The sequence below is a fragment of the Pseudomonas cremoris genome (genome assembly GCF_014230465.1).
In genome coordinates this window covers 201,763-220,455 of the sequence record NZ_JAAXCY010000009.1, presented here as the reverse complement: position 1 = coordinate 220,455, position 18,693 = coordinate 201,763, and the positions used below count along the sequence as shown (strand labels likewise).

General features: G+C 58.7%; 13 protein-coding genes. 8 read left to right on the top strand and 5 right to left on the bottom strand.

The window, feature by feature from the left end; genetic code table 11:
- Nucleotides 1-14 precede the first annotated feature (14 nt).
- On the bottom strand, nucleotides 15-503 hold the full coding sequence (locus HF257_RS22660) for a TIGR00645 family protein (RefSeq protein ID WP_017739158.1): 489 nt from the start codon (nucleotides 501-503) through the stop codon (nucleotides 15-17).
- A 162-nt stretch (nucleotides 504-665) separates the two neighbouring features.
- Here HF257_RS22660 and HF257_RS22655 point away from each other — a divergent pair, with 162 nt between their 5' ends.
- A complete protein-coding gene (locus tag HF257_RS22655; RefSeq protein WP_185708531.1) occupies nucleotides 666-2,492 on the top strand; it encodes a hypothetical protein in 1,827 nt (608 codons plus the stop codon).
- A gap of 3 nt (nucleotides 2,493-2,495) precedes the next feature.
- On the opposite strand, the gene HF257_RS22650 is transcribed toward HF257_RS22655, so the two are convergent.
- Nucleotides 2,496-2,825 carry a PA4575 family protein gene (locus HF257_RS22650; RefSeq protein WP_185708532.1) on the bottom strand — a complete coding sequence of 110 codons (330 nt, stop codon included), beginning with the start codon at nucleotides 2,823-2,825 and terminating at the stop codon, nucleotides 2,496-2,498.
- A 178-nt stretch (nucleotides 2,826-3,003) separates the two neighbouring features.
- Nucleotides 3,004-5,442: a Lon protease family protein gene (locus tag HF257_RS22645; protein ID WP_185708533.1), complete on the bottom strand. Its 2,439-nt coding sequence runs from the start codon at nucleotides 5,440-5,442 to the stop codon at nucleotides 3,004-3,006.
- A 268-nt stretch (nucleotides 5,443-5,710) separates the two neighbouring features.
- On the opposite strand from HF257_RS22645, the gene HF257_RS22640 reads away from it, so the two are divergent.
- From HF257_RS22640 to HF257_RS22615, 6 genes are all read left to right on the top strand, one after another.
- A complete protein-coding gene (locus tag HF257_RS22640) occupies nucleotides 5,711-6,199 on the top strand; it encodes a DUF3015 domain-containing protein (RefSeq protein ID WP_016973832.1) in 489 nt (162 codons plus the stop codon).
- Nucleotides 6,200-6,288: 89 nt separating this feature from the next.
- Nucleotides 6,289-8,142, top strand: a complete 1,854-nt coding sequence (locus HF257_RS22635; protein ID WP_185708534.1) for an Lnb N-terminal periplasmic domain-containing protein — start codon at nucleotides 6,289-6,291, stop codon at nucleotides 8,140-8,142.
- 157 nt (nucleotides 8,143-8,299) lie between these two features.
- The gene (locus HF257_RS22630; protein WP_185708535.1) at nucleotides 8,300-8,608 is read left to right on the top strand and encodes a chorismate mutase; all 309 of its coding nucleotides are present in this window, start codon (nucleotides 8,300-8,302) and stop codon (nucleotides 8,606-8,608) included.
- Between the two features lie 206 nt (nucleotides 8,609-8,814).
- Nucleotides 8,815-9,900, top strand: coding sequence for a type I restriction endonuclease (locus HF257_RS22625; protein WP_185708536.1), 1,086 nt, complete (start codon nucleotides 8,815-8,817; stop codon nucleotides 9,898-9,900).
- A 267-nt stretch (nucleotides 9,901-10,167) separates the two neighbouring features.
- Entirely contained in the window at nucleotides 10,168-10,524 is a 357-nt protein-coding gene (locus HF257_RS22620) for a hypothetical protein (RefSeq protein ID WP_185708537.1), read from the top strand.
- A gap of 70 nt (nucleotides 10,525-10,594) precedes the next feature.
- Nucleotides 10,595-11,092: a GreA/GreB family elongation factor gene (locus HF257_RS22615; RefSeq protein ID WP_185708538.1), complete on the top strand. Its 498-nt coding sequence runs from the start codon at nucleotides 10,595-10,597 to the stop codon at nucleotides 11,090-11,092.
- On the opposite strand, the gene gdhA is transcribed toward HF257_RS22615, so the two are convergent.
- Together gdhA and ettA are read right to left on the bottom strand one after the other, a co-directional pair.
- Complete coding sequence (gdhA, locus tag HF257_RS22610) at nucleotides 11,089-12,426, bottom strand: NADP-specific glutamate dehydrogenase (RefSeq protein ID WP_185708539.1); 1,338 nt, start codon at nucleotides 12,424-12,426, stop codon at nucleotides 11,089-11,091. The two genes, HF257_RS22615 and gdhA, sit on opposite strands and share 4 nt — an antisense overlap.
- A 360-nt stretch (nucleotides 12,427-12,786) precedes the next feature.
- Entirely contained in the window at nucleotides 12,787-14,451 is a 1,665-nt protein-coding gene (gene ettA, locus HF257_RS22605) for an energy-dependent translational throttle protein EttA (protein ID WP_185708540.1), read from the bottom strand.
- 285 nt (nucleotides 14,452-14,736) lie between these two features.
- Between ettA and HF257_RS22600 the strand changes: the two genes are divergently transcribed.
- On the top strand, nucleotides 14,737-18,588 hold the full coding sequence (locus HF257_RS22600; RefSeq protein WP_185708541.1) for a sensor domain-containing protein: 3,852 nt from the start codon (nucleotides 14,737-14,739) through the stop codon (nucleotides 18,586-18,588).
- Nucleotides 18,589-18,693 lie beyond the last annotated feature (105 nt).

The window sequence follows — 18,693 nt, the reverse complement described above, 5'->3', positions numbered from 1 at the left end:
GCTGGCGCGGGGCATCAGTGCTTGGTGAGTTTGTCCAGGTAACCCATGGCAAACGCCGAGACCACGAAGGTCATGTGGATGATCACGTACCACATCAGGTGCTGTGGATCGACGTTCTTGGCGTCCATGAAGATGCGCAGCAAATGGATGGACGAAATCGCCACGATGGAGGCCGCCACCTTCATCTTCAGCGATGAAGAGTCCATGGTGCCCAGCCAGTTGAGCTTTTCCTTGTTGTCATCGATATCCAGTTGCGAGACGAAGTTCTCGTAGCCGGAGATCATCACCATCACCAGCAAGCCGCCAACCAGGGCCATGTCGATCAGCGACAGCAGCAACAGGATGACGTCCGCCTCCAGCATGGTGAACACGTTGGGCAGTACATGGATGATTTCCTGGAAGAACTTCAGCGCCAGGATCAGCAGGCCCAGGGACAACCCGAGGTAGATAGGCGCCAACAGCCAGCGTGAGGCGTACATCGTATTTTCGATAAAGCGTTCCATGGGATCTCACACAGCTAGGCTAAAAATGGCGGCGAGTATACCAGCCACTACCAAACAGCTGTAACCGCGAGAAAACTGACCCAGGCGGCATCTGTAAGAGCGTTTTTCTGCTAGTGTCGAGCCCATCAACTCGGCTCGATGACGTCGGACAGGAAGACTCAGATGATGGATGTGCGATCCCCTTTGGCCAGTATCGGCCTGTGTGCGGCGTTGCTGATGGCCAGCGGCTGCTCCCCCAAAGACGAGCAGAAAAAGCAGGTCACCCTCGAAGAGAAAACCGCAAAGTTCGAACAGTCACTGGACAGCATCCAGGACCCAAAACTGCGCGACGCCATCGCCGACCTCGGTGGTTCGTTGCTGTTGCTGGAGCGCGCGCGGGTCAAGCTCGCCGACAAGCCCATCGAGGCCGAGTACGGCGAAGACACCTTGGCCCTGCTCAAGCATTACCCCACTCCCCAAGCCTTGGTGGATACCTACGTCAATGGCCTGTTCGTGCTGCGCAAAGCCTCCCACTCCGACTACCTGACGGATTTGCAGCCGGTCTTCCCGTTCAGCTTCAACACCCCTGACCAATTCCCGTTCCCCCACGTCCTGGAATGGCAGTCGGTCACCTTGAGCAACAACAAGGTCATTCCCTTCCAACCCGAATGGTCGGAAACCGATCCCGGCATCCAATTGAGCCCCAGCAGCTCCAACCTGACCAACCCTGACGACCTGACAGTGACCTACCCATTCATCGAGGGCGTCGAGACAGAGAACAAGAGCCAACCACAGCCCGTCAGCCTCAAAGGTGCGGTTGAAGTGGTTGCGCCCGGTAAAGTGCTGACGTTTGACCTGTCGAAAAAAGACGTCGGCCACAAACGTACCGAGGGCACGATCACCCTCAACCTGCTGTTGCTGGAAAAGAACTACGCCGAAATCGAGCTGACCAACAGCGCACCGTTGGCGCCGGAGGTCGGCGACGAATCGCCCAACCCGCTGCTGGTACAGGCACGGGACAGCACGGGGCAATTCCTCACGCGCTCAGGCTCGATCAACGAGAATGCCGCGCAGGTGGAGTTCTACGAGAAACAACTGGCCGAAATGCAAAAACAGAAAACCTGGTCCGATGCGTTCGAAAAACAGCTCACTGACGAGCAAAAAGCCTTCGAACATAAACAGAGCAGCCATTACGCCAAGGTCTATTTCAATGGCTTGATCGATAACCTGCAGGTCGATGTGCTCGACTTCTCCACGGCCACGGTCACCCGCAAAGACCTCGACCTGCCCGTACAACGTTTCGACAAAAACAGCCTGCAGAAAACCGTGCAAGCCCTGCCGATGCCAGTCACCGTGTACGACGACAGCGCCGCCAGCTGGCTCAAGGACGCGTCGATGACCGAGGACCAGCTGAAAAACAGCGTCACCATCAGCCAGTCCACCGAAGACGCCAGCGCTGCACATATCGTGTTCGACCACCCGTTCACCTTCAATGACGACCTGGTGGGCAACGAACGCAGCAGCAGTGAAGAGCCCATCACCTTCTTCACCGCCGACGAAAAAGGCGAACGCGGCGAGCCCATTGAGCTACCGGCCGAGGCGTTCGAGCTGGATGCTGCGCGCGGCACTCTCACCTACGACCTGAACCTGTTCCCGGAAAACCCGGCATTTGTGGTGGGCTCGATTCCGCTGTTTTTGGCCAATATCGAGAAAGCCACGATTGACGTGACCAAGCTGCCCAAGGGCCTGACCCTCAAGGACAACGCGTTGATCGTCGACCAAAAAGAATTCCCGTCCGACAGCTGGCGCTTCTACGCCAAGGACGCCAGTGGCAACTACCTCAAGGAAATCCTCGGCGTAAGTCACCGCGCCGAGGAATACGGCACGGCGATGTTTGATGTGCATTATTTCTACGGTCAGCCGACATCGCTGGAAAGCTACCAGCGCACCGACCTGAACACCGTGCAATACGGTTTCGAGGTCAAGCTGGACAAGCCAGAAACCAAATAACCCTCAGTGACGGGTGTCGCTGAGGCTATGCACCCGTCCACTGTTGAGCTCTCGCAGATGGGCCTGCAGGTGCAGGCACCAGATCTGCGGGTCGTCTGCCAGCTTATAGCCGTGCAGCGTCAGGCTTTCGACGATGGACTCAAGAATGGTTTCGGCCACGAAAGGCCCATGGAACGGACCTTGAGACTTGATCGTGGAAGGCTGTTCGCCCGTCATTCCGGCGGCAAACAACAAGGTCCACATCCCGGTATCCCCCGCAAGAGGGCGAATGGAGCATTCGATACGGGTGACCAGGCCCAGGCACTGGCGGGTGAGGCAGAGGTTGCGCGACATGGCGGCGACCCTCGGTAGATCGGTGTTCAACCTCACGCAAGGCGAGGCTGTCTCTATCCTGCGACTCCTGTAGAGATCCCTTGAGCAGAGAATAGAAGAAAACCAGTACAAACCAAGGCTGTAGGGACCAACGGGCGTTGGTCCCTACAGCCCGAGTCAATTTCATGACAAACCGTCTTCAGGTGGGTTTGGCCTCGGCCAGCGCTTGCTGCGCAAGTTCCTTCTCCGCTTCCTTCAAGTCTTCTTCGCTGATCATCTCCGCAATGACCCGCAAACGCTCAACCACGCGCGCGTTGACGGAGCCTTCCGGGAATTGCCCTTCGGCATCCGGTTCACCCGCCGGCTCGCCCACCAGCAGGCTCAACGCCTCGTCCGCCTGGCGCACCGCGTAGATATGGAACTGCCCGGCACGCACGGCCTGCAGCACCTTCTCATCCAGCATCAACGTGGCAACGTTGGCCTGGGGAATGATCGCCCCCTGCTCACCCGTCAAACCGCGGGCTTCACAGAGACGGAAGAAGCCTTCGATCTTCTCGTTGACCCCGCCCACCGCCTGCACTTCACCAAACTGGTTGATCGAGCCGGTGATCGCAAAACACTGCTTGAGCGGCGTTTTTGACAGGGCCGAGATCAGGGTGCACGCCTCGCCGAGGGACGCGCTGTCACCGTCCACATAACCGTAGGACTGCTCCAGCGCGATACTCGCCGAGATCGCCAGCGGGAATTCCTGCGCATAACGGCTGCCCAGGTAACCGGTGAGGATCATCACACCCTTGGAGTGAATCGGCTGGCCGAGGTTGACCTCGCGTTCAATGTCGACGATACCGCTGCCGCCCGGGTACACCGTGGCGGAAATCCGCGCCGGTACACCAAAGGCCGAGTCACCGACTTCCAATACCGTCAGCCCGTTGCACTTGCCGACTGCGGCGCCGGCGGTGTCGATCAGGATGACCCCGGCGAGCATGTCGTCCAGGATCCGCGCCGACACCCGCCCGGTGCGCGTGGCCTTGGCCTTGAGCGCTCGTTCGATGTGACCCGCATCGGTCATCTCATCGCCGGCCAGGTGACGAATGAAGTCCGCCTCGCTGACCAGCTGGAACAAATCACCAATGCGCGCCGACAAACGGCCTTGGTGCTCCGCCAGCCGCGCACTGTATGTCGCCAGGCGTGCCACCGCGTCCGAGGTCAGCGGCGCCATGCCTTCTTCCGACGTACGGGTTTTGAGCAACTGGGCGAACTGCTCCAGGCTTTCGTCCACCATCGGGATGTCTTCGTCGAAGTCCACCAGCACGCGGAACATTTCCTGGAAGTCCGGATCGGCATCCTGCAACGCGTAGTACAACTGGCGCGAACCGATGATGATCACCTTGACCTGCAACGGGATCATCTGCGGGTTGAGGGTCACCGTGGCCAGACGGCCCAGCTCGCCCAACGGCGACTCCATCTTCAATTTGCGCGACTGCAGGGAACGCTTGAGAGCGTCCCACACAAACGGTTCACCGAGCATTTTCTCGGCTTCCAGGATCAGAAAGCCGCCATTGGCACGGTGCAACGCGCCCGGACGTAACTGGCGATACGTGGTGTACAGCGCGCCTTGGTCGGTGCTGTATTCGATACGGCCGAACAGGTTGTCGTAGGTCGGGTGCGGTTCAAACACTACGGGTGCACCACCGTTGACCGGGTGGCCGACTACCAGGCTTGGGCAATATTGCTCTTCCAGCAGCTTGCGCGCCTGGGCGTCGGTCTTGGCGTCGTCCACCAATTGCTCGACCACCGTCTTGAGCAAATACACCTGCATGGCTTGCAGGTAACCGCAGACAGCCGCGTTTTCCGCGTACTTTTCCGACAGCGGTGCAAGCAAAGGCTGCAGGGCCAGGGTGATGGTTTCTTCGTTGAACTGACGCAGTTGGTTGTTCGACTCACGCTTCCACTGCGGCAGGCTGGCCAGTTCTTCGTTCAGGCGTTCTTCCAGCTCGGAGATATCCGTGTGGAAGCGCTCGCGGTCGGCTTCCGGCAGTTGCGAGAACTCAGCCTCGTCCAGCGCCTTGCCGTCGAGCATCGGGGTAAACGCGATGTTGGTGCTGTCGCGGTACAGCGCCACGTCCTTTTCCAAGGCCAGGCGCTCGATCACGTCCAGGGCTTTGTCGTAGCGCTGGTTGAACGCGCGGTCGATGGCGCTTTTGCGTTGCTGGTAAGTGGGGTGTTCGAAGACCGCCGGAAAGGTGGCAACCAGGTTATCCACCAAGCCGTTGATGTCGCTGATGAACGCCGCCGCGCCGCCGCCTGGCAATTCCAGTGCGCGCGGTTCGCGAGGCTCATCGAAATTATTCACGTAGACCCAATCCGCAGGGGTCTGCAGGCGTTTACCCTCAGCCTTCAGGTAGCGTTTGACGAACGAAAAGCGACCGGTACCCGGCTCGCCCATGACAAACACGTTGTAACCGGGGCGCGGCATTGCCACACCGAACTGCAACGCTTCAACCGCACGTTCCTGGCCAAGCACACCGCGAAAGGGCTCCAAATCATTGGTGGTCGAGAAGCTGAACTGTTCAGCGGAGAAAGGGCGAGTCAGCGCTTCGGGCGCTAGACGCAAGCTGGCAGCAACAGGATCAGGCATCGGGCTTCCTTACATCAGGCGGGGCAGATGACGGCATTCTGGCTCCCGGTTGCGCGCTCTGGCAAGGCGCGTTGTTGGGAAAGCGTGGACACGGAACAGGTCCCAAATAAAAAACGCGAAATCTCTGATTGTTTTATAAAAAATAACGGAACCCCAGGAACATGCCTAAACTCCAAACTGCGCGGGTTGGACTAATAACCGATCCCTCAGGGCGCTGCGACGCGCCTGAACCCTTGTCCATTGGTTTGCACACAAAGAGAACAAAGCTATGAAACGGATCCTTCTCGGTACTCTCTTCACCGTCGTCTCCCTCAATGCAATGGCAGAAGCACCAGGTGGCCCGAACTGCGGTTGGGGCAACATGTTGTTCGAAGGCCAGCGCGGTACTCCGGCTCACTTCCTGGCTTCCACCACCAACGGCACTTCGGGTAACGCCACCTTCGGCATGACCTCGGGCACCAATGGTTGCAGCACCAACAGCGCCCTGACCTACGGCGGCAAGTCCTGGATTGCCATGAATGGCATGATGAACGAGCTGTCCGAAGACATGGCCAAGGGCAATGGCGAAGCGCTGACCACCTATGCCGTGGTACTGGGCGTGGCTCCAGAAGATCGCGAGCACTTTGCTGCCGTGACCCACGAACACTTCCAGCAAATCTTCAGCAAGGCTGACGTGACCGCAGACGATGTGCACAACAACACCCTGGCGGTACTGAAAAGCGATGCCCGCTTGGCGAAGTACGCAACCCAAGCTTAAGCTCGACCCGCCCGCGTCCTTCGAGGCGCGGGCGTTTTTTGGACCCGCCTCCCCTTTGGGTCTCACTTTTTCCGACTTAAGTTGCCCCTATGCTCAAACGCTTTGCCTGGATGGCACTCTTCGCCTGCGCCCCGCTGTATGCGGCGCCGCATATTGATGATCAACGTTTGCAGCAACTGGCCAACGATCCGTTCTGGCTTTCCCTGGGCCATTACGAGGCCGGCAAGATCAGCGGCTGGCGCAGCTATGTCAGCGACAAAAAGTTCTTCCTCGCGCCCGATGGCGCCCACCACCCGGACGCCGAACTCAAGGCCACCGTTGAAGCACTGTATGCTCCGGCCAGCCTGGGCGAACAACACGCCCAATGCGTCTACCCCGCACGTACCCGCTGGCTCAAGGATCAGTTGCACCTGACCGACCTGCCTGCCGTGGACTGCAAAGAATTCAAGCAATGGTTCAAGGACGTCGCGCCCCATAGTGCGGTGATGATTTTCCCGGCGGCCTACCTCAACAGCCCGTCGTCGATGTTCGGCCATACCCTGCTGCGCATCGACCAGGCGGATGTGCAGAGCAACAACACCGCCCTGCTCAGCTACGCGATCAACTTCGGCGCCTATATCGAAGGCTCCGACAACAGCATTCTCTATGCCTGGAAGGGTTTGATGGGCGGCTATCCCGGCCTGTTCGCCCTGGTGCCCTACCAGGAAAAACTCTCCGAATACCGCAGCCTCGAAAACCGCGACCTGTGGGAATACCGCCTCAACCTCACCCAGGTCGAGACCGAGCGCATGGTGGAGCATGTTTGGGAACTCAAGCAGATCCAGTTCGACTACTTCTTCTTTGACGAAAACTGCTCCTATCGCCTGCTGGAACTGCTGCAAGTCGCGCGCCCTGGCCTGCGCCTGACCGAACAATTCCCGCTGACCGCCATTCCGACCGATACGGTCAAGGCGGTGAAAGAGGCCGGTTTGGTGGAAAAAATCGACTACCGCCCTTCCCGCGAACGCGAGCTGCTGGAACGCGCCAAGCCGCTGAACAGCGACGAGCAACAATGGGTGCTGAAAGTCAGCGACGACCAGAAGCAACTGCAGGAACCTGCGTTCAAGGCCCTGCCACGCGAGCGCCAGGCCCTGATCATCGATGCGGCCTATCGCCTGGGCCGCTACCGTGCCAATGGCCTGGAGCGCGACCCCGCGCGCTCCCAACGCAGCTTCGAACTGCTGCGCGCCATCAACCAGAACCCGGCGCCCGACCTGAACATCGAGCGCCCAGGCCTGCCGGAAGACGGCCACGAATCACGCACCTGGCAAGCCGGCATCGGCACCCGTGGCGACAAGGCCTACGGCGAGTACGGCCTGCGCATGGCCTACCACGACCTGAATGACAACGCCGAAGGTTTCCCCCTCGGCGCGCAGATCGAAATTTTGCAAATGAAGCTGCGCCAGTACGAAGGCAACCACTGGCAACTGCAACAACTGGACCTGGCCACCATCCGCTCCCTGACCCCGCGTAACGCCTTGCTGCAACCCTGGTCATGGCAAGTCACCGGCGGCCTGGAGCGCGTACCGGGCAAACACGACGATGAAACCCTGGTGGCCCACGTCAACGGCGGCGCCGGCGGCACCTGGCAGTTGAGCGACGACATGCTCGGCTTCGCCCTCGGCACCGTGCGCGTGGAACACAACAACGACTTCAGCGAAGCCATCTCACCGGCTGCCGGGTTCAATACGGGTGTGCTATGGAAAAATCCACTGGGCAATCTGAGCCTGGAGGCCAAGGGTGACTTCTTCACCAATGGCGAAGTGCGCCGTAGTCTCAGCCTGAACCAGCAGTGGGAGTTGTCACGTAACCTGGGCTTGCGGCTGAGTGCGCAGCGCGAGTACAGCCACCTGTCCACACCGGTGAATGAAGTGATGCTTGAAGTGAAGTGGTATCACTACTAGCTAAAGCCGGACAAAGACCAGAATGTGGGAGCGGGCTTGCTCGCGAATGCGGTGGTTCAGTAGCAGATGCATTGACTGACACACCGTATTCGCGAGCAAGCCCGCTCCCACATTGAGTCCGTTTCTAGTCAGTTTAATCTCAAGGAGCTCAACCAACATGGCCGTTACCTGCACCACCCTCGAAGAGGTCCGTAGCAACATCGACCGCCTCGACCAGCAAATCGTCACCCTGCTGGCGGAGCGCGGCCAATTCGTCTCCCAGGCTGCTTGCTTCAAAAAAGACACCGATAGCGTCAAGGCACCGCAGCGCGTCGAACAAGTGATCGCCAAAGTGCGGGACTTGTCCCATTCGGTGGGCGCCAATCCGGATGTCACCGAGCAGGTGTACCGCGCGATGATTGCGGCGTTTATCCAGCTGGAGTTGGCGGAGCACGCAGAGCTCACCCAAACTAGCCCTAAAAATTAACAAATTTATTTGCCGAGTTAGAAAACCAAATGGCCGACTCAAGCCACTGATTAATAAGCAGGAAATATTGAACGGTTTTTAGCTTTTTTTGTAGCAAAAAACTTGTCCCGATCAAGCCTCGCTTTATGGGGATTTGTGTCTAGTCTCGAGTGGCAGTCAAATTGCCACCATGTCTATACACGGATCTGAATAGGTAGAGGCTTACTATGGATTTTTTCGAAAAGCTCACTAGCCTGGCAGCAAAAGTTCGGTTGCAAGGCCCTGCCATCCAAACAGAAGAAGCTACAAAAAACGCATTTGTAATGCCGTTCATCAACACGGTACTGGGTTACGACGTGTTCGACCCCCAAGAAGTGATGCCTGAATTCGTCTGTGACGTTGGGACTAAAAAGGGCGAAAAGATCGACTACGCGATAATGAAAGACGGCGAAGTTCAAATACTCATCGAATGCAAAAAGATCGGCGAATCACTGAGCATCAACCATGCCTCTCAGCTTTTTCGATACTTCCACGTCACTAGCGCACGAATTTCGATTCTCACCAACGGTCAGGTCTATCGTTTTTTTACTGACTTGGATGCCCCCAACAAAATGGATGAAAAGCCATTTCTGGAATTGGACCTGTTAGACATTGATGAGTACTCCGTACCGGAGCTGATCAAACTCACCAAGTCGGCGTTCGATGTTGACTCCATCATCAATGCAGCCGGAGAGCTGAAATACGTCAGCCAACTCAAAAAGCTCATCGGCACTCAGGTCAGTAAGCCAGAAGATGACTTCGTAAAATTTTTCGCCTCTCGTGTTTACGAAGGTGTGATTACGCAAAAAGTGCGGGAGCAATTTTTTGAACTGACCCGAAAGGCTTTAGCCCAGTTTCTGAACGACCAGATCAACGATCGGCTTAAGTCGGCCATGAGTGGAGCGGTCCAGCCAACGATAGCGTTGATACCTTCAACGACCGGCGCAAATGAAGATTCGCAATACCGCGACGAGTCAGAAGACAAGGTTGTGACAACGCTTGAGGAACTAGAGGGTTACCACATTGTTCGGGCTTTGGTTCGATCAGTGGTTGATGCTAAGCGGATCGTCCAGCGAGATACACAAAGCTATTTTGGGATATTACTGGACGATAACAACCGCAAACCGATTTGCCGTCTTCACTTCAATCGCAGTCAGAAATACCTCGGAATATTCGACGAGGAAAAAAATGAAACCCGGCATGCAATCGCATCTATCGATGAGATTTACGAGTACGCGGATCAATTGAAAAAAACAGTGGGTTATTACGCGTGACCCGACTCTAAAACTCAGCACAAATCCAAAATGTGGGAGCGGGCTTGCTCGCGAATGCGGTGGTTCAGTTGGAACATCTATAACTGACACAACGCATTCGCGAGCAAGCCCGCTCCCACATTGGGTCTGCATTTATCCGGCTCCAGCGCATCATCCGTGCGATTGGGACATAGCGCCAACACCATTCTCACCTCCCTTTCACACCGCCCCGACAAATCCCAAACTAGACTTCTCCCCATCAGCCGGTGACCGGCCAGGGAGCAAGCAATGTGGCGGTATGCAGTAATGCTGTGTGCGGTGGTGTGGTTGTCGGGTTGCCAATCAACCCATCAGGAGTTGTTGGCCAAGGGCTATCCCCCGGCCTTTGCCGATGGTTTTGATGACGGCTGCAGCAGCGGTCGCCAGGCGGCTGGAGTGATCAGCGGGGAGTTTCGCAAGAACGTGCCGCGCTATCTGAAAGACCGTGAATACGCAGAAGGCTGGGAGGACGGCTTCCGCCAGTGCAAAGCCATGCGTGAAAACGAAGAGCTGCGCGACTACAAGGACAACCACTGGGACGACCGGGAACGCGCCTGGCAGCAGGAGAAGGATCGCGACGCGGCCAGGGCTTATCGCTCGCCATAGGTCGCTTTCAGACATCCATCGAAACTAAAGCGCGGTGAACATGGCCCAAACTCCATAGAGGGAGAACGCCATGAGCCGAGCTTTTGTGAATGAAGACAGCGCCGCCGCCCAGGCTGATCAGCCGGTGGAGCGTCAGATCAGTGAACAGCCCAATCGCCTGACGGCACAAGGATTGGCGCAGTTGCAGGCCAAGGTTGTGCAATTGCAGCACGAGCACAGCCTGGAATCCGCCAAGGGCGAACAGGCAGATAAGCAACGCCAGGCCGATCTTGAGCGGGATTTGCGTTACTTCAACCAGCGGGTGCAAAGCGCCCAGGTGGTAGCAGCGGCCACGTCCACCGAAAAGGTGCAGATTGGCAGTTGGGTGACCTTCGCCAATCAGTTGGATGAGCAACAACGCATTCAACTGGTGGGCGAGGACCAGGCCGACGCCTCGGTCGGCCTGATCAACTGGGGTTCGCCCCTGGGCCGCGCGTTGCTGGGCGCCCAAGTGGGTGACGAGGTGCTGTGGAAGCGCCCCGTCGGCGATCAGTTGATCGAAGTGCTGCGCATCGAGGCCGAGGCTTAGACGATGCCTTGGGCCAGCATCGCGTCGGCGACTTTTACGAAGCCCGCGATGTTTGCGCCTTTCACGTAGTTGATCCGGCCATTTTCTTCGCCGTAGTGCACGCAAGCGTGGTGGATCGACTGCATGATGTTGTGCAGCTTGCTGTCCACTTCACCGGCGGTCCACAGCAAGCGCATAGCGTTCTGCGACATTTCCAGGCCACTGACGGCCACGCCACCGGCGTTCGACGCTTTGCCCGGCGCGAACAGAATGCCCGCCTCGATAAAGATATCCACAGCCTCAAGGGTGGTCGGCATGTTGGCGCCTTCGGCCACGCAGATGCAGCCGTTGCGCAGCAGTGCACGTGCCGCATCTGCGTCAAGTTCGTTCTGGGTCGCGCAGGGCAATGCGATGTCACAGGCCAGTTCCCAAGGGGTTTGCCCCTTGCGGAATTCCAGGCCGAAACGCTCGGCCAGCTCGCTGATGCGACCGCGCTGCACGTTTTTCAGCTCCAACAGGGCCGACCATTGTTCTTCGGTCAAACCGCTTTCGGCGTACAGGGTACCCTCAGAGTCGGACAGGGAGATCACTTTGCCGCCCAGGTCCATGACCTTGCGCGCCGCGTATTGGGCCACGTTGCCGGAACCGGATACCGCCACTCGCTTGCCTTCAACTCGCAGGCTGTTGCGTTTGAGCATTTCTTCGGCGAAGTACACACAGCCGAAACCCGTAGCCTCCGGGCGGATCAGGCTGCCGCCGTAGGTCATGCCCTTGCCGGTCAGCACGGAGGTGAACTGGTTGCTCAGGCGTTTGTACTGGCCGAACAGGAAACCGATCTCACGGGCGCCCACGCCGATATCGCCAGCCGGCACGTCCACATCGGCGCCAATGTGGCGGTACAGCTCGCTCATGAAGGATTGGCAGAAACGCATGACTTCGGCGTCGCTCTTGCCTTTGGGGTCGAAGTCCGAGCCACCTTTGCCGCCGCCCATGGGCAGCGAAGTAAGGGAGTTCTTGAAGGTCTGCTCGAAGGCGAGGAACTTCAACACGCCCAGGTTCACCGACGGATGGAAGCGCAAGCCGCCTTTGTATGGGCCGATGGCGCTGTTCATCTGGATACGGAAACCGCGATTGACCTGGACCTTGCCGTGATCATCCACCCACGAAACCCGGAAAGTAATCGCGCGTTCCGGCTCGCAGATGCGCTCCAGGATGCCCGAGGTCAGGTAGTGGGGGTTGGCTTCAAGAAACGGCCACAAACTGCGTAGGACTTCTTCCACTGCCTGGTGGAATTCGGGCTGGTCCGGGTCGCGTTTCTTGAGGCGGGCAAGGAAGGATTCGACGGATTCGATCATGAAAAGTCTCGGCAGATTTTTAGTTTTTAACGGAGATTGAGCCGGACTTTATCAATTCATTCCGCACTGCGACAGGGCAAAATGTCGCCTTTGTGAATTTAAATGGTGCATTTGATATAAATAAACCTGAAAGGCAGGGGTTTTGTGCACCTTAAAAGGGATTTCAAACTGTAGATATGCACCAACAGATAAACCGCTTTCGCGAGCAAGCCCGCTCCCACATTTGATCGGGTTCCAACCCTGGAATGCGGTCGAATGTGGGAGCGGGCTTGCTCGCGAATGAATCCAACTCGGTCCACCTGAAAAAACGCAAAAAAAACGGAGCCCAAAGGCTCCGCTCTTTCAAACCACCAACCCCAATCAGGCCAGTTTCTTGTGACGCACGCGGTGCGGCTGAGCAGCAGCTTCGCCCAAACGCTTTTTACGGTCCGCTTCGTACTCGGTGTAGTTACCTTCGAAGAACACCGCTTGGGAATCGTCTTCGTACGCCAGGATGTGGGTCGCGACGCGGTCAAGGAACCACCGATCGTGAGAGATCACAATGGCGGCGCCCGGGAAGTCCAACAGGGCTTCTTCCAGGGAACGCAGGGTTTCAACGTCGAGGTCGTTGGACGGTTCGTCGAGCAGCAGGACGTTGCCGCCCTCTTTCAGGGTCAGGGCCAAGTGCAAGCGACCGCGCTCACCACCGGACAGGTCCTTGACGAACTTCTGCTGGTCGCCGCCCTTGAAGTTGAAACGACCGACGTAGGTGCGCGACGGGATTTCATAGTTGCCGATGCGGATCTGGTCGGAGCCGTCGGAAATCTGCTGGAACACAGTCTTGCTGCCGTCGAGGTCGTCGCGGCTCTGGTCGACACAGGCCAGTTGCACGGTTTCGCCGATCTCGATGCTGCCCGAGTCCGGAGTTTCCTTGCCCATCAGCATGCGGAACAGTGTGGATTTACCCGCACCGTTACCACCAATAACGCCGACGATCGCGCCTTTTGGCATGGAGAACGACAGGTTGTCGATCAGCACGCGGTCGCCATAGCCTTTGGAAACGTTCTTGAACTCGATGACCTTGTCACCCAGGCGCGGGCCGGCCGGGATGTAGATCTCGTTGGTTTCCGAACGCTTCTGGAATTCCTGCGATTGCATTTCTTCAAAGCGTTGCAGACGAGCCTTGGACTTGGACTGGCGGGCCTTGGCGCCTTTGCGCACCCACTCCAGTTCTTCCTTCATGGCTTTTTCGTGGGCCGATTGCTGCTTGGATTCAGCGGCCAGACGGTCGGACTTGGCTTCCAGCCAACCGGAGTAGTTGCCCTCGTAAGGGATACCGGCGCCACGGTCGAGCTCGAGGATCCAGCCAGCAACGTTGTCCAGGAAGTACCGGTCGTGCGTGATCGCAACCACGGTGCCTGGGAAGTCGTGAAGGAAATGTTCCAGCCAGGCGACGGAATCGGCGTCCAAGTGGTTGGTAGGTTCGTCGAGCAACAGCATGTCAGGGGCCGACAGCAGCAGGCGGCACAGGGCCACACGACGCTTCTCACCACCGGACAGGTGTTCGACCTTGGCGTCCCACGCCGGCAGGCGCAGCGCGTCGGCGGCAACTTCCAGCTGGCGCTCCAGGTTGTGACCGTCACCGGCTTGCAGGATGGCTTCGAGCTTGGCCTGTTCGGCAGCCAGTTTGTCGAAGTCGGCATCTTCTTCGGCGTAAGCGGCATAGACCTCGTCCAGGCGGGCCTGGGCGTTCTTGATCACGCTGACGGCTTCTTCAACCACTTCGCGGACGGTCTTGGTCGGATCCAGGATCGGTTCCTGGGGCAGGTAGCCGATGTTCAGCTCCGGCATCGGGCGGGCTTCGCCTTCGAACTCGGTGTCGACGCCCGCCATGATTTTCAGCAGCGTGGACTTACCCGAACCGTTGAGGCCGAGCACGCCGATCTTGGCGCCAGGGAAGAACGACAGCGAAATATTTTTGAGGATTTCCCGCTTCGGCGGAACAACTTTTCCCAGCCGATGCATGGTGAAGACGTATTGAGCCATGGTGAACCTAGCGTCAGTGACTGATGAATTAAGCGGGCGAAGCCCGTGCCAGGCCATGCGCCGCGCGGGCCGTTGACGATGATCAATGCCTGCGTGCGGAAAAAGCCTGAATGTCTGGGGCTGGAACGCCCCCGCGTAACCGGCAAAGCTACCTGAATGCGCTTGGTCAGTCCAGCCAGGCGGGGCTGGCACTTTGCCACAAGTCAAGGCATGCTAGCCGCCCTCCGGGCGTCCGGCTTATAGTGCACGTCGCGCGCCAGTCCAGCCAAACCGCAGGATCACAGCTTGTCCAAAGTCACGCCGCCAACTCCTCTGCGCGCCGCTCATATAGCGCCGGGAGCGCCCCTGCACGGCACCCTCAAAGGCGCATTGGCGACGCTTGTCCTCATGCTGCTCGCATTATTGTTCTGGCAACTGCTGGACCAACTGCAGCAAAACCAGAAGAACCAGCAGCAATACACCATCGACTACAGCGCCGACCTGGCTGAACAGATCAGCCTGAACATGGCCCTCAGCGCAAAAATCGCCCTGAACCTGCTACCGATGGTCGAGCCACCGCGCGACAGCGAACAGCAACAAGCCCTGATGCGCACCTTGCAACGCTCGCTGCCGGAGCTGCGCAGCATCGCCCTGCTCGCCCCCAGCGGCGCGATGATCAGTGACAGCGCCACCGACAGCCAGGATGCTGCCTGGCTCGAAGAGCTGGTGCAGCGCAGCCACTCCCAGTCGTATTACCTGAGCAACAATAACGACGGGACCATCATCTATTTGTTGCTGCATCAGCCCAGCGGCGGTTCTAGAGTGTATTGGGTGCTGCGCCTGGCCCCCAATTACCTGACCAACCTCACCCGCCAGGACGGCCAGGGCGTGCGCCCGATGTGGGCCATCGAGAATCGCCTCAACCACCGTGTCATCAGCCGTGACAGTGGCATGCCCGCCCAATGGACCAGTGCCCTGACTCCGGACGAGCTGAATAAAAGCGTGCTGGTCACGCCCCTGAGCAAAAGCGACTGGCAGCTGCGCGGGCTGTTCGACCGTAACGCCGTGCTGGAGCAACTGCTGCCTGCCTTTATCGGTAAATGCCTGCTGGGCCTGGCGTTCTCACTGATCCCGGTGATCGTGCTGTTGAACATGCGCCGCCGCCAGCGCCAGGTGCATGAGGGCCGGCGACGCTACCAGGACATTTTCGAGGGCACCGGCGTAGCGCTTTGCGTGCTGGACCTGTCGGGGCTCAAGGCGTTCTTCGCCAAGGCCCAACTGGAAACGCGCGCGCAACTGCACGCCTGGCTGCAAGACAACCCCGCCGAACGCCAGCAACTGCTCAAGGAACTGCGCATTACTGAGGTCAACCAGGTTGCCGTACGCCTGCTGAACGTGGGCTCTTGCGAAGAAGCCTGGGAGCGTCTGATCGATGACTGCCCGCGTAATGCCACGTCCATCGGCTACCAGATACTGGAAGCCGTCCTGACTCAACAGAACCAGCTTGAGCTGGAGATCCAGCTCAAGGATGTGGCCGGCAACGATCAATACCTGTGGCTGGTGATGCGCCTGCCCGAGCAGCAGGATGACGCCAAGGCCGTGATCCTCAGCATCAGCGATATCACCAGCCGCAAGTTGATCGAGTTGTCACTGGTGGAGCGTGAGAGTTTCTGGTCGGACGTGGTACGCACCGTGCCCGACCACCTGTATGTGCAGGACGTGATCAGCCAGCGCATGATTTTCAGCAACCATCACTTGGGCCATACCCTCGGCTATAACAAAGCCGAACTGCAGCAAATGGGCGAGTATTTCTGGGAAATCCTGCTACATCCCGAAGATGCCGAGCATTACCACGACTTGCGCCAGCAGCAACGCCAGATCGGCTACACCACTCAACTGCAATGCCAGTTGCGCTTCCGTCACCGTAACAACCAATGGCGCCGCTTTGATATCCGCGAACAAGCCCTGGCTCGGGACAAGACCGCCGTGGTCACCCGGATCATCGGCGTGGCCAAGGACATCACCGACCAGATCGAAGCCAGCGAGTCCCTGCGTGACAGCGAACAGCGCTACCGCATGCTGGCCGAAAGCATCAGCGACGTGATCTGTTCCACCGACAGCCAGTTGGCCCTCAACTACATCAGCCCGTCGGTCAATGCCGTACTGGGCTACGACGTGGACTGGGTGTTCAAGAACGGCTGGCAATCGATCATCGCCAACCCGCAGCAGTTAACCGGCATCTACAGCCTGGTGGAGCAGGTCAGCCGCGCACTGGGCGATACCGAGGCGCTGAACAAGCTGCGCGATGAAGTGCAGACCCAGCTGTTCCTGTTCGACTGCCTGCGCGCCGATGGCCGCAAAGTGCCGATCGAACTGCGCCTGGTGCTGGTGTGGGACGAACACGGTGCCTTTGAAGGCATCCTCGGCGTGGGTCGCGATGTCAGCCAGCAGCGCCGTGCCGAAAAAGACCTGCGCATGGCGGCCACGGTATTCGAGCACTCCACGTCGGCGATCCTGATCACCGACCCGGCGGGCTATATCGTGCAGGCCAACGAGGCATTCAGCCGGGTCAGCGGCTACGCGGTCGCCGACGTACTGGACCAGTTGCCCAACCTGCTCACCGTCGATGAACAGCAGGAAGCTCACCTGCGTTACGTGCTCAAACAATTGCACCAGCACAGCACCTGGGAAGGCGAAGTCTGGCTCAAGCGCCGCAACGGCGAGCATTACCCGGCCTGGGTCGGCATTACCGCCGTGTTCGACGACGAAGGCGACCTGGCGAGCTACGTGTGCTTCTTCAGTGATATCAGCGAGCGCAAGGCCAGTGAACAGCGTATCCACCGCCTGGCCTACTACGACGCCCTGACCCATTTGCCAAACCGCACGTTGTTCCAGGACCGTCTGCACACCGCGCTGCAGGCCGCCGACCGCCAGAAGTCGTGGGTGGTGTTGATGTTCCTCGACCTCGACCGTTTCAAGCCGATCAACGACTCCCTGGGCCACGCCGCCGGCGACCGCATGCTCAAGGAAATGGCCACCCGCCTGCTGGGCTGTGTGGCCGAAGACGACACCGTGGCTCGCATGGGCGGCGACGAATTCACTTTGCTCCTGCAACCGCGGGTTAACCGCGAACTGGCGTTGAACCGTGCAATTCATGTGGCCGAACAGATTCTCGCCAGCCTTGTTAAGCCCTTTGTGCTGGAAGGCCGCGAGTTCTTCGTGACCGCGAGTATCGGCATCGCCCTCAGCCCCCAGGACGGCAACGAGCTGAGCCAACTGATGAAAAACGCCGACACCGCGATGTATCACGCAAAGGAGCGCGGCAAGAACAACTTCCAGTTTTACCAGGCCGACATGAACGCCAGCGCCCTGGAACGCCTGGAGCTGGAAAGCGACCTACGCCACGCCCTGGACCAGAACGAATTCGTGCTTTATTACCAGCCGCAGTTCAGTGGTGACGGCAAACGCCTGACGGGCGCCGAGGCCCTGCTGCGCTGGCGCCATCCGCGACGCGGCCTGGTGCCGCCGGGCGATTTCATCCCGGTGTTGGAGGAGTTGGGCCTGGTGGTGGACGTGGGCGACTGGGTGATCAGCGAAGCCTGCCGTCAACTCAAGACCTGGCACCAGAACAAGGTGCGCGTGCCGAAAGTCTCGGTGAACATCTCCGCGCGGCAGTTCTCCGACGGTCAACTGGGTACGCGCATCGCCACCATCCTCAAGGACACCGGCCTGCCGCCGGCGTGCCTGGAGCTTGAGCTGACCGAAAGTATCCTGATGCGCGAAGTCAACGAGGCCATGCATATCCTCGACAGCTTGAAGAATCTGGGCCTGAGCATCGCCGTAGACGACTTTGGTACCGGTTATTCGTCGCTCAACTACCTCAAGCAATTCCCCATCGACGTATTGAAGATCGACCGCACCTTCGTCGACGGCCTGCCCTCCGGCGAGCAGGACGCGCAGATCGCCCGCGCCATTATCGCCATGGCCCACAGCCTGAACCTGGCGGTGATCGCCGAAGGTGTGGAAACCCATGAGCAGTTGGACTTCCTGCGTGAACATGGTTGTGACGAGGTGCAGGGCTACCTGTTTGGGCGGCCGATGCCGGCAAATCGATTCGAGGCGCAGTTCAGCAATGATGCGCTGTTCATGTTCGACTGAGACGGTGTAGTGAAGCCACTGGCCTCTTCGCGAGCAAGCCCGCTCCCACATTCGATCGCAGTTCAAAGGTGGGACTCGGTCACGTGTGGGAGCGGGCTTGCTCGC

Excerpts from the sequence above, each read along its gene's own strand:
- HF257_RS22660 (WP_017739158.1), bottom strand. The coding sequence starts at position 503 with ATGGAACGCTTTATCGAAAATACGATGTACGCCTCACGCTGGCTGTTG.
- HF257_RS22655 (WP_185708531.1), top strand. The coding sequence starts at position 666 with ATGATGGATGTGCGATCCCCTTTGGCCAGTATCGGCCTGTGTGCGGCG.
- HF257_RS22650 (WP_185708532.1), bottom strand. The coding sequence starts at position 2,825 with ATGTCGCGCAACCTCTGCCTCACCCGCCAGTGCCTGGGCCTGGTCACC.
- HF257_RS22645 (WP_185708533.1), bottom strand. The coding sequence starts at position 5,442 with ATGCCTGATCCTGTTGCTGCCAGCTTGCGTCTAGCGCCCGAAGCGCTG.
- HF257_RS22640 (WP_016973832.1), top strand. The coding sequence starts at position 5,711 with ATGAAACGGATCCTTCTCGGTACTCTCTTCACCGTCGTCTCCCTCAAT.
- HF257_RS22635 (WP_185708534.1), top strand. The coding sequence starts at position 6,289 with ATGCTCAAACGCTTTGCCTGGATGGCACTCTTCGCCTGCGCCCCGCTG.
- HF257_RS22630 (WP_185708535.1), top strand. The coding sequence starts at position 8,300 with ATGGCCGTTACCTGCACCACCCTCGAAGAGGTCCGTAGCAACATCGAC.
- HF257_RS22625 (WP_185708536.1), top strand. The coding sequence starts at position 8,815 with ATGGATTTTTTCGAAAAGCTCACTAGCCTGGCAGCAAAAGTTCGGTTG.
- HF257_RS22620 (WP_185708537.1), top strand. The coding sequence starts at position 10,168 with ATGTGGCGGTATGCAGTAATGCTGTGTGCGGTGGTGTGGTTGTCGGGT.
- HF257_RS22615 (WP_185708538.1), top strand. The coding sequence starts at position 10,595 with ATGAGCCGAGCTTTTGTGAATGAAGACAGCGCCGCCGCCCAGGCTGAT.
- gdhA (WP_185708539.1), bottom strand. The coding sequence starts at position 12,426 with ATGATCGAATCCGTCGAATCCTTCCTTGCCCGCCTCAAGAAACGCGAC.
- ettA (WP_185708540.1), bottom strand. The coding sequence starts at position 14,451 with ATGGCTCAATACGTCTTCACCATGCATCGGCTGGGAAAAGTTGTTCCG.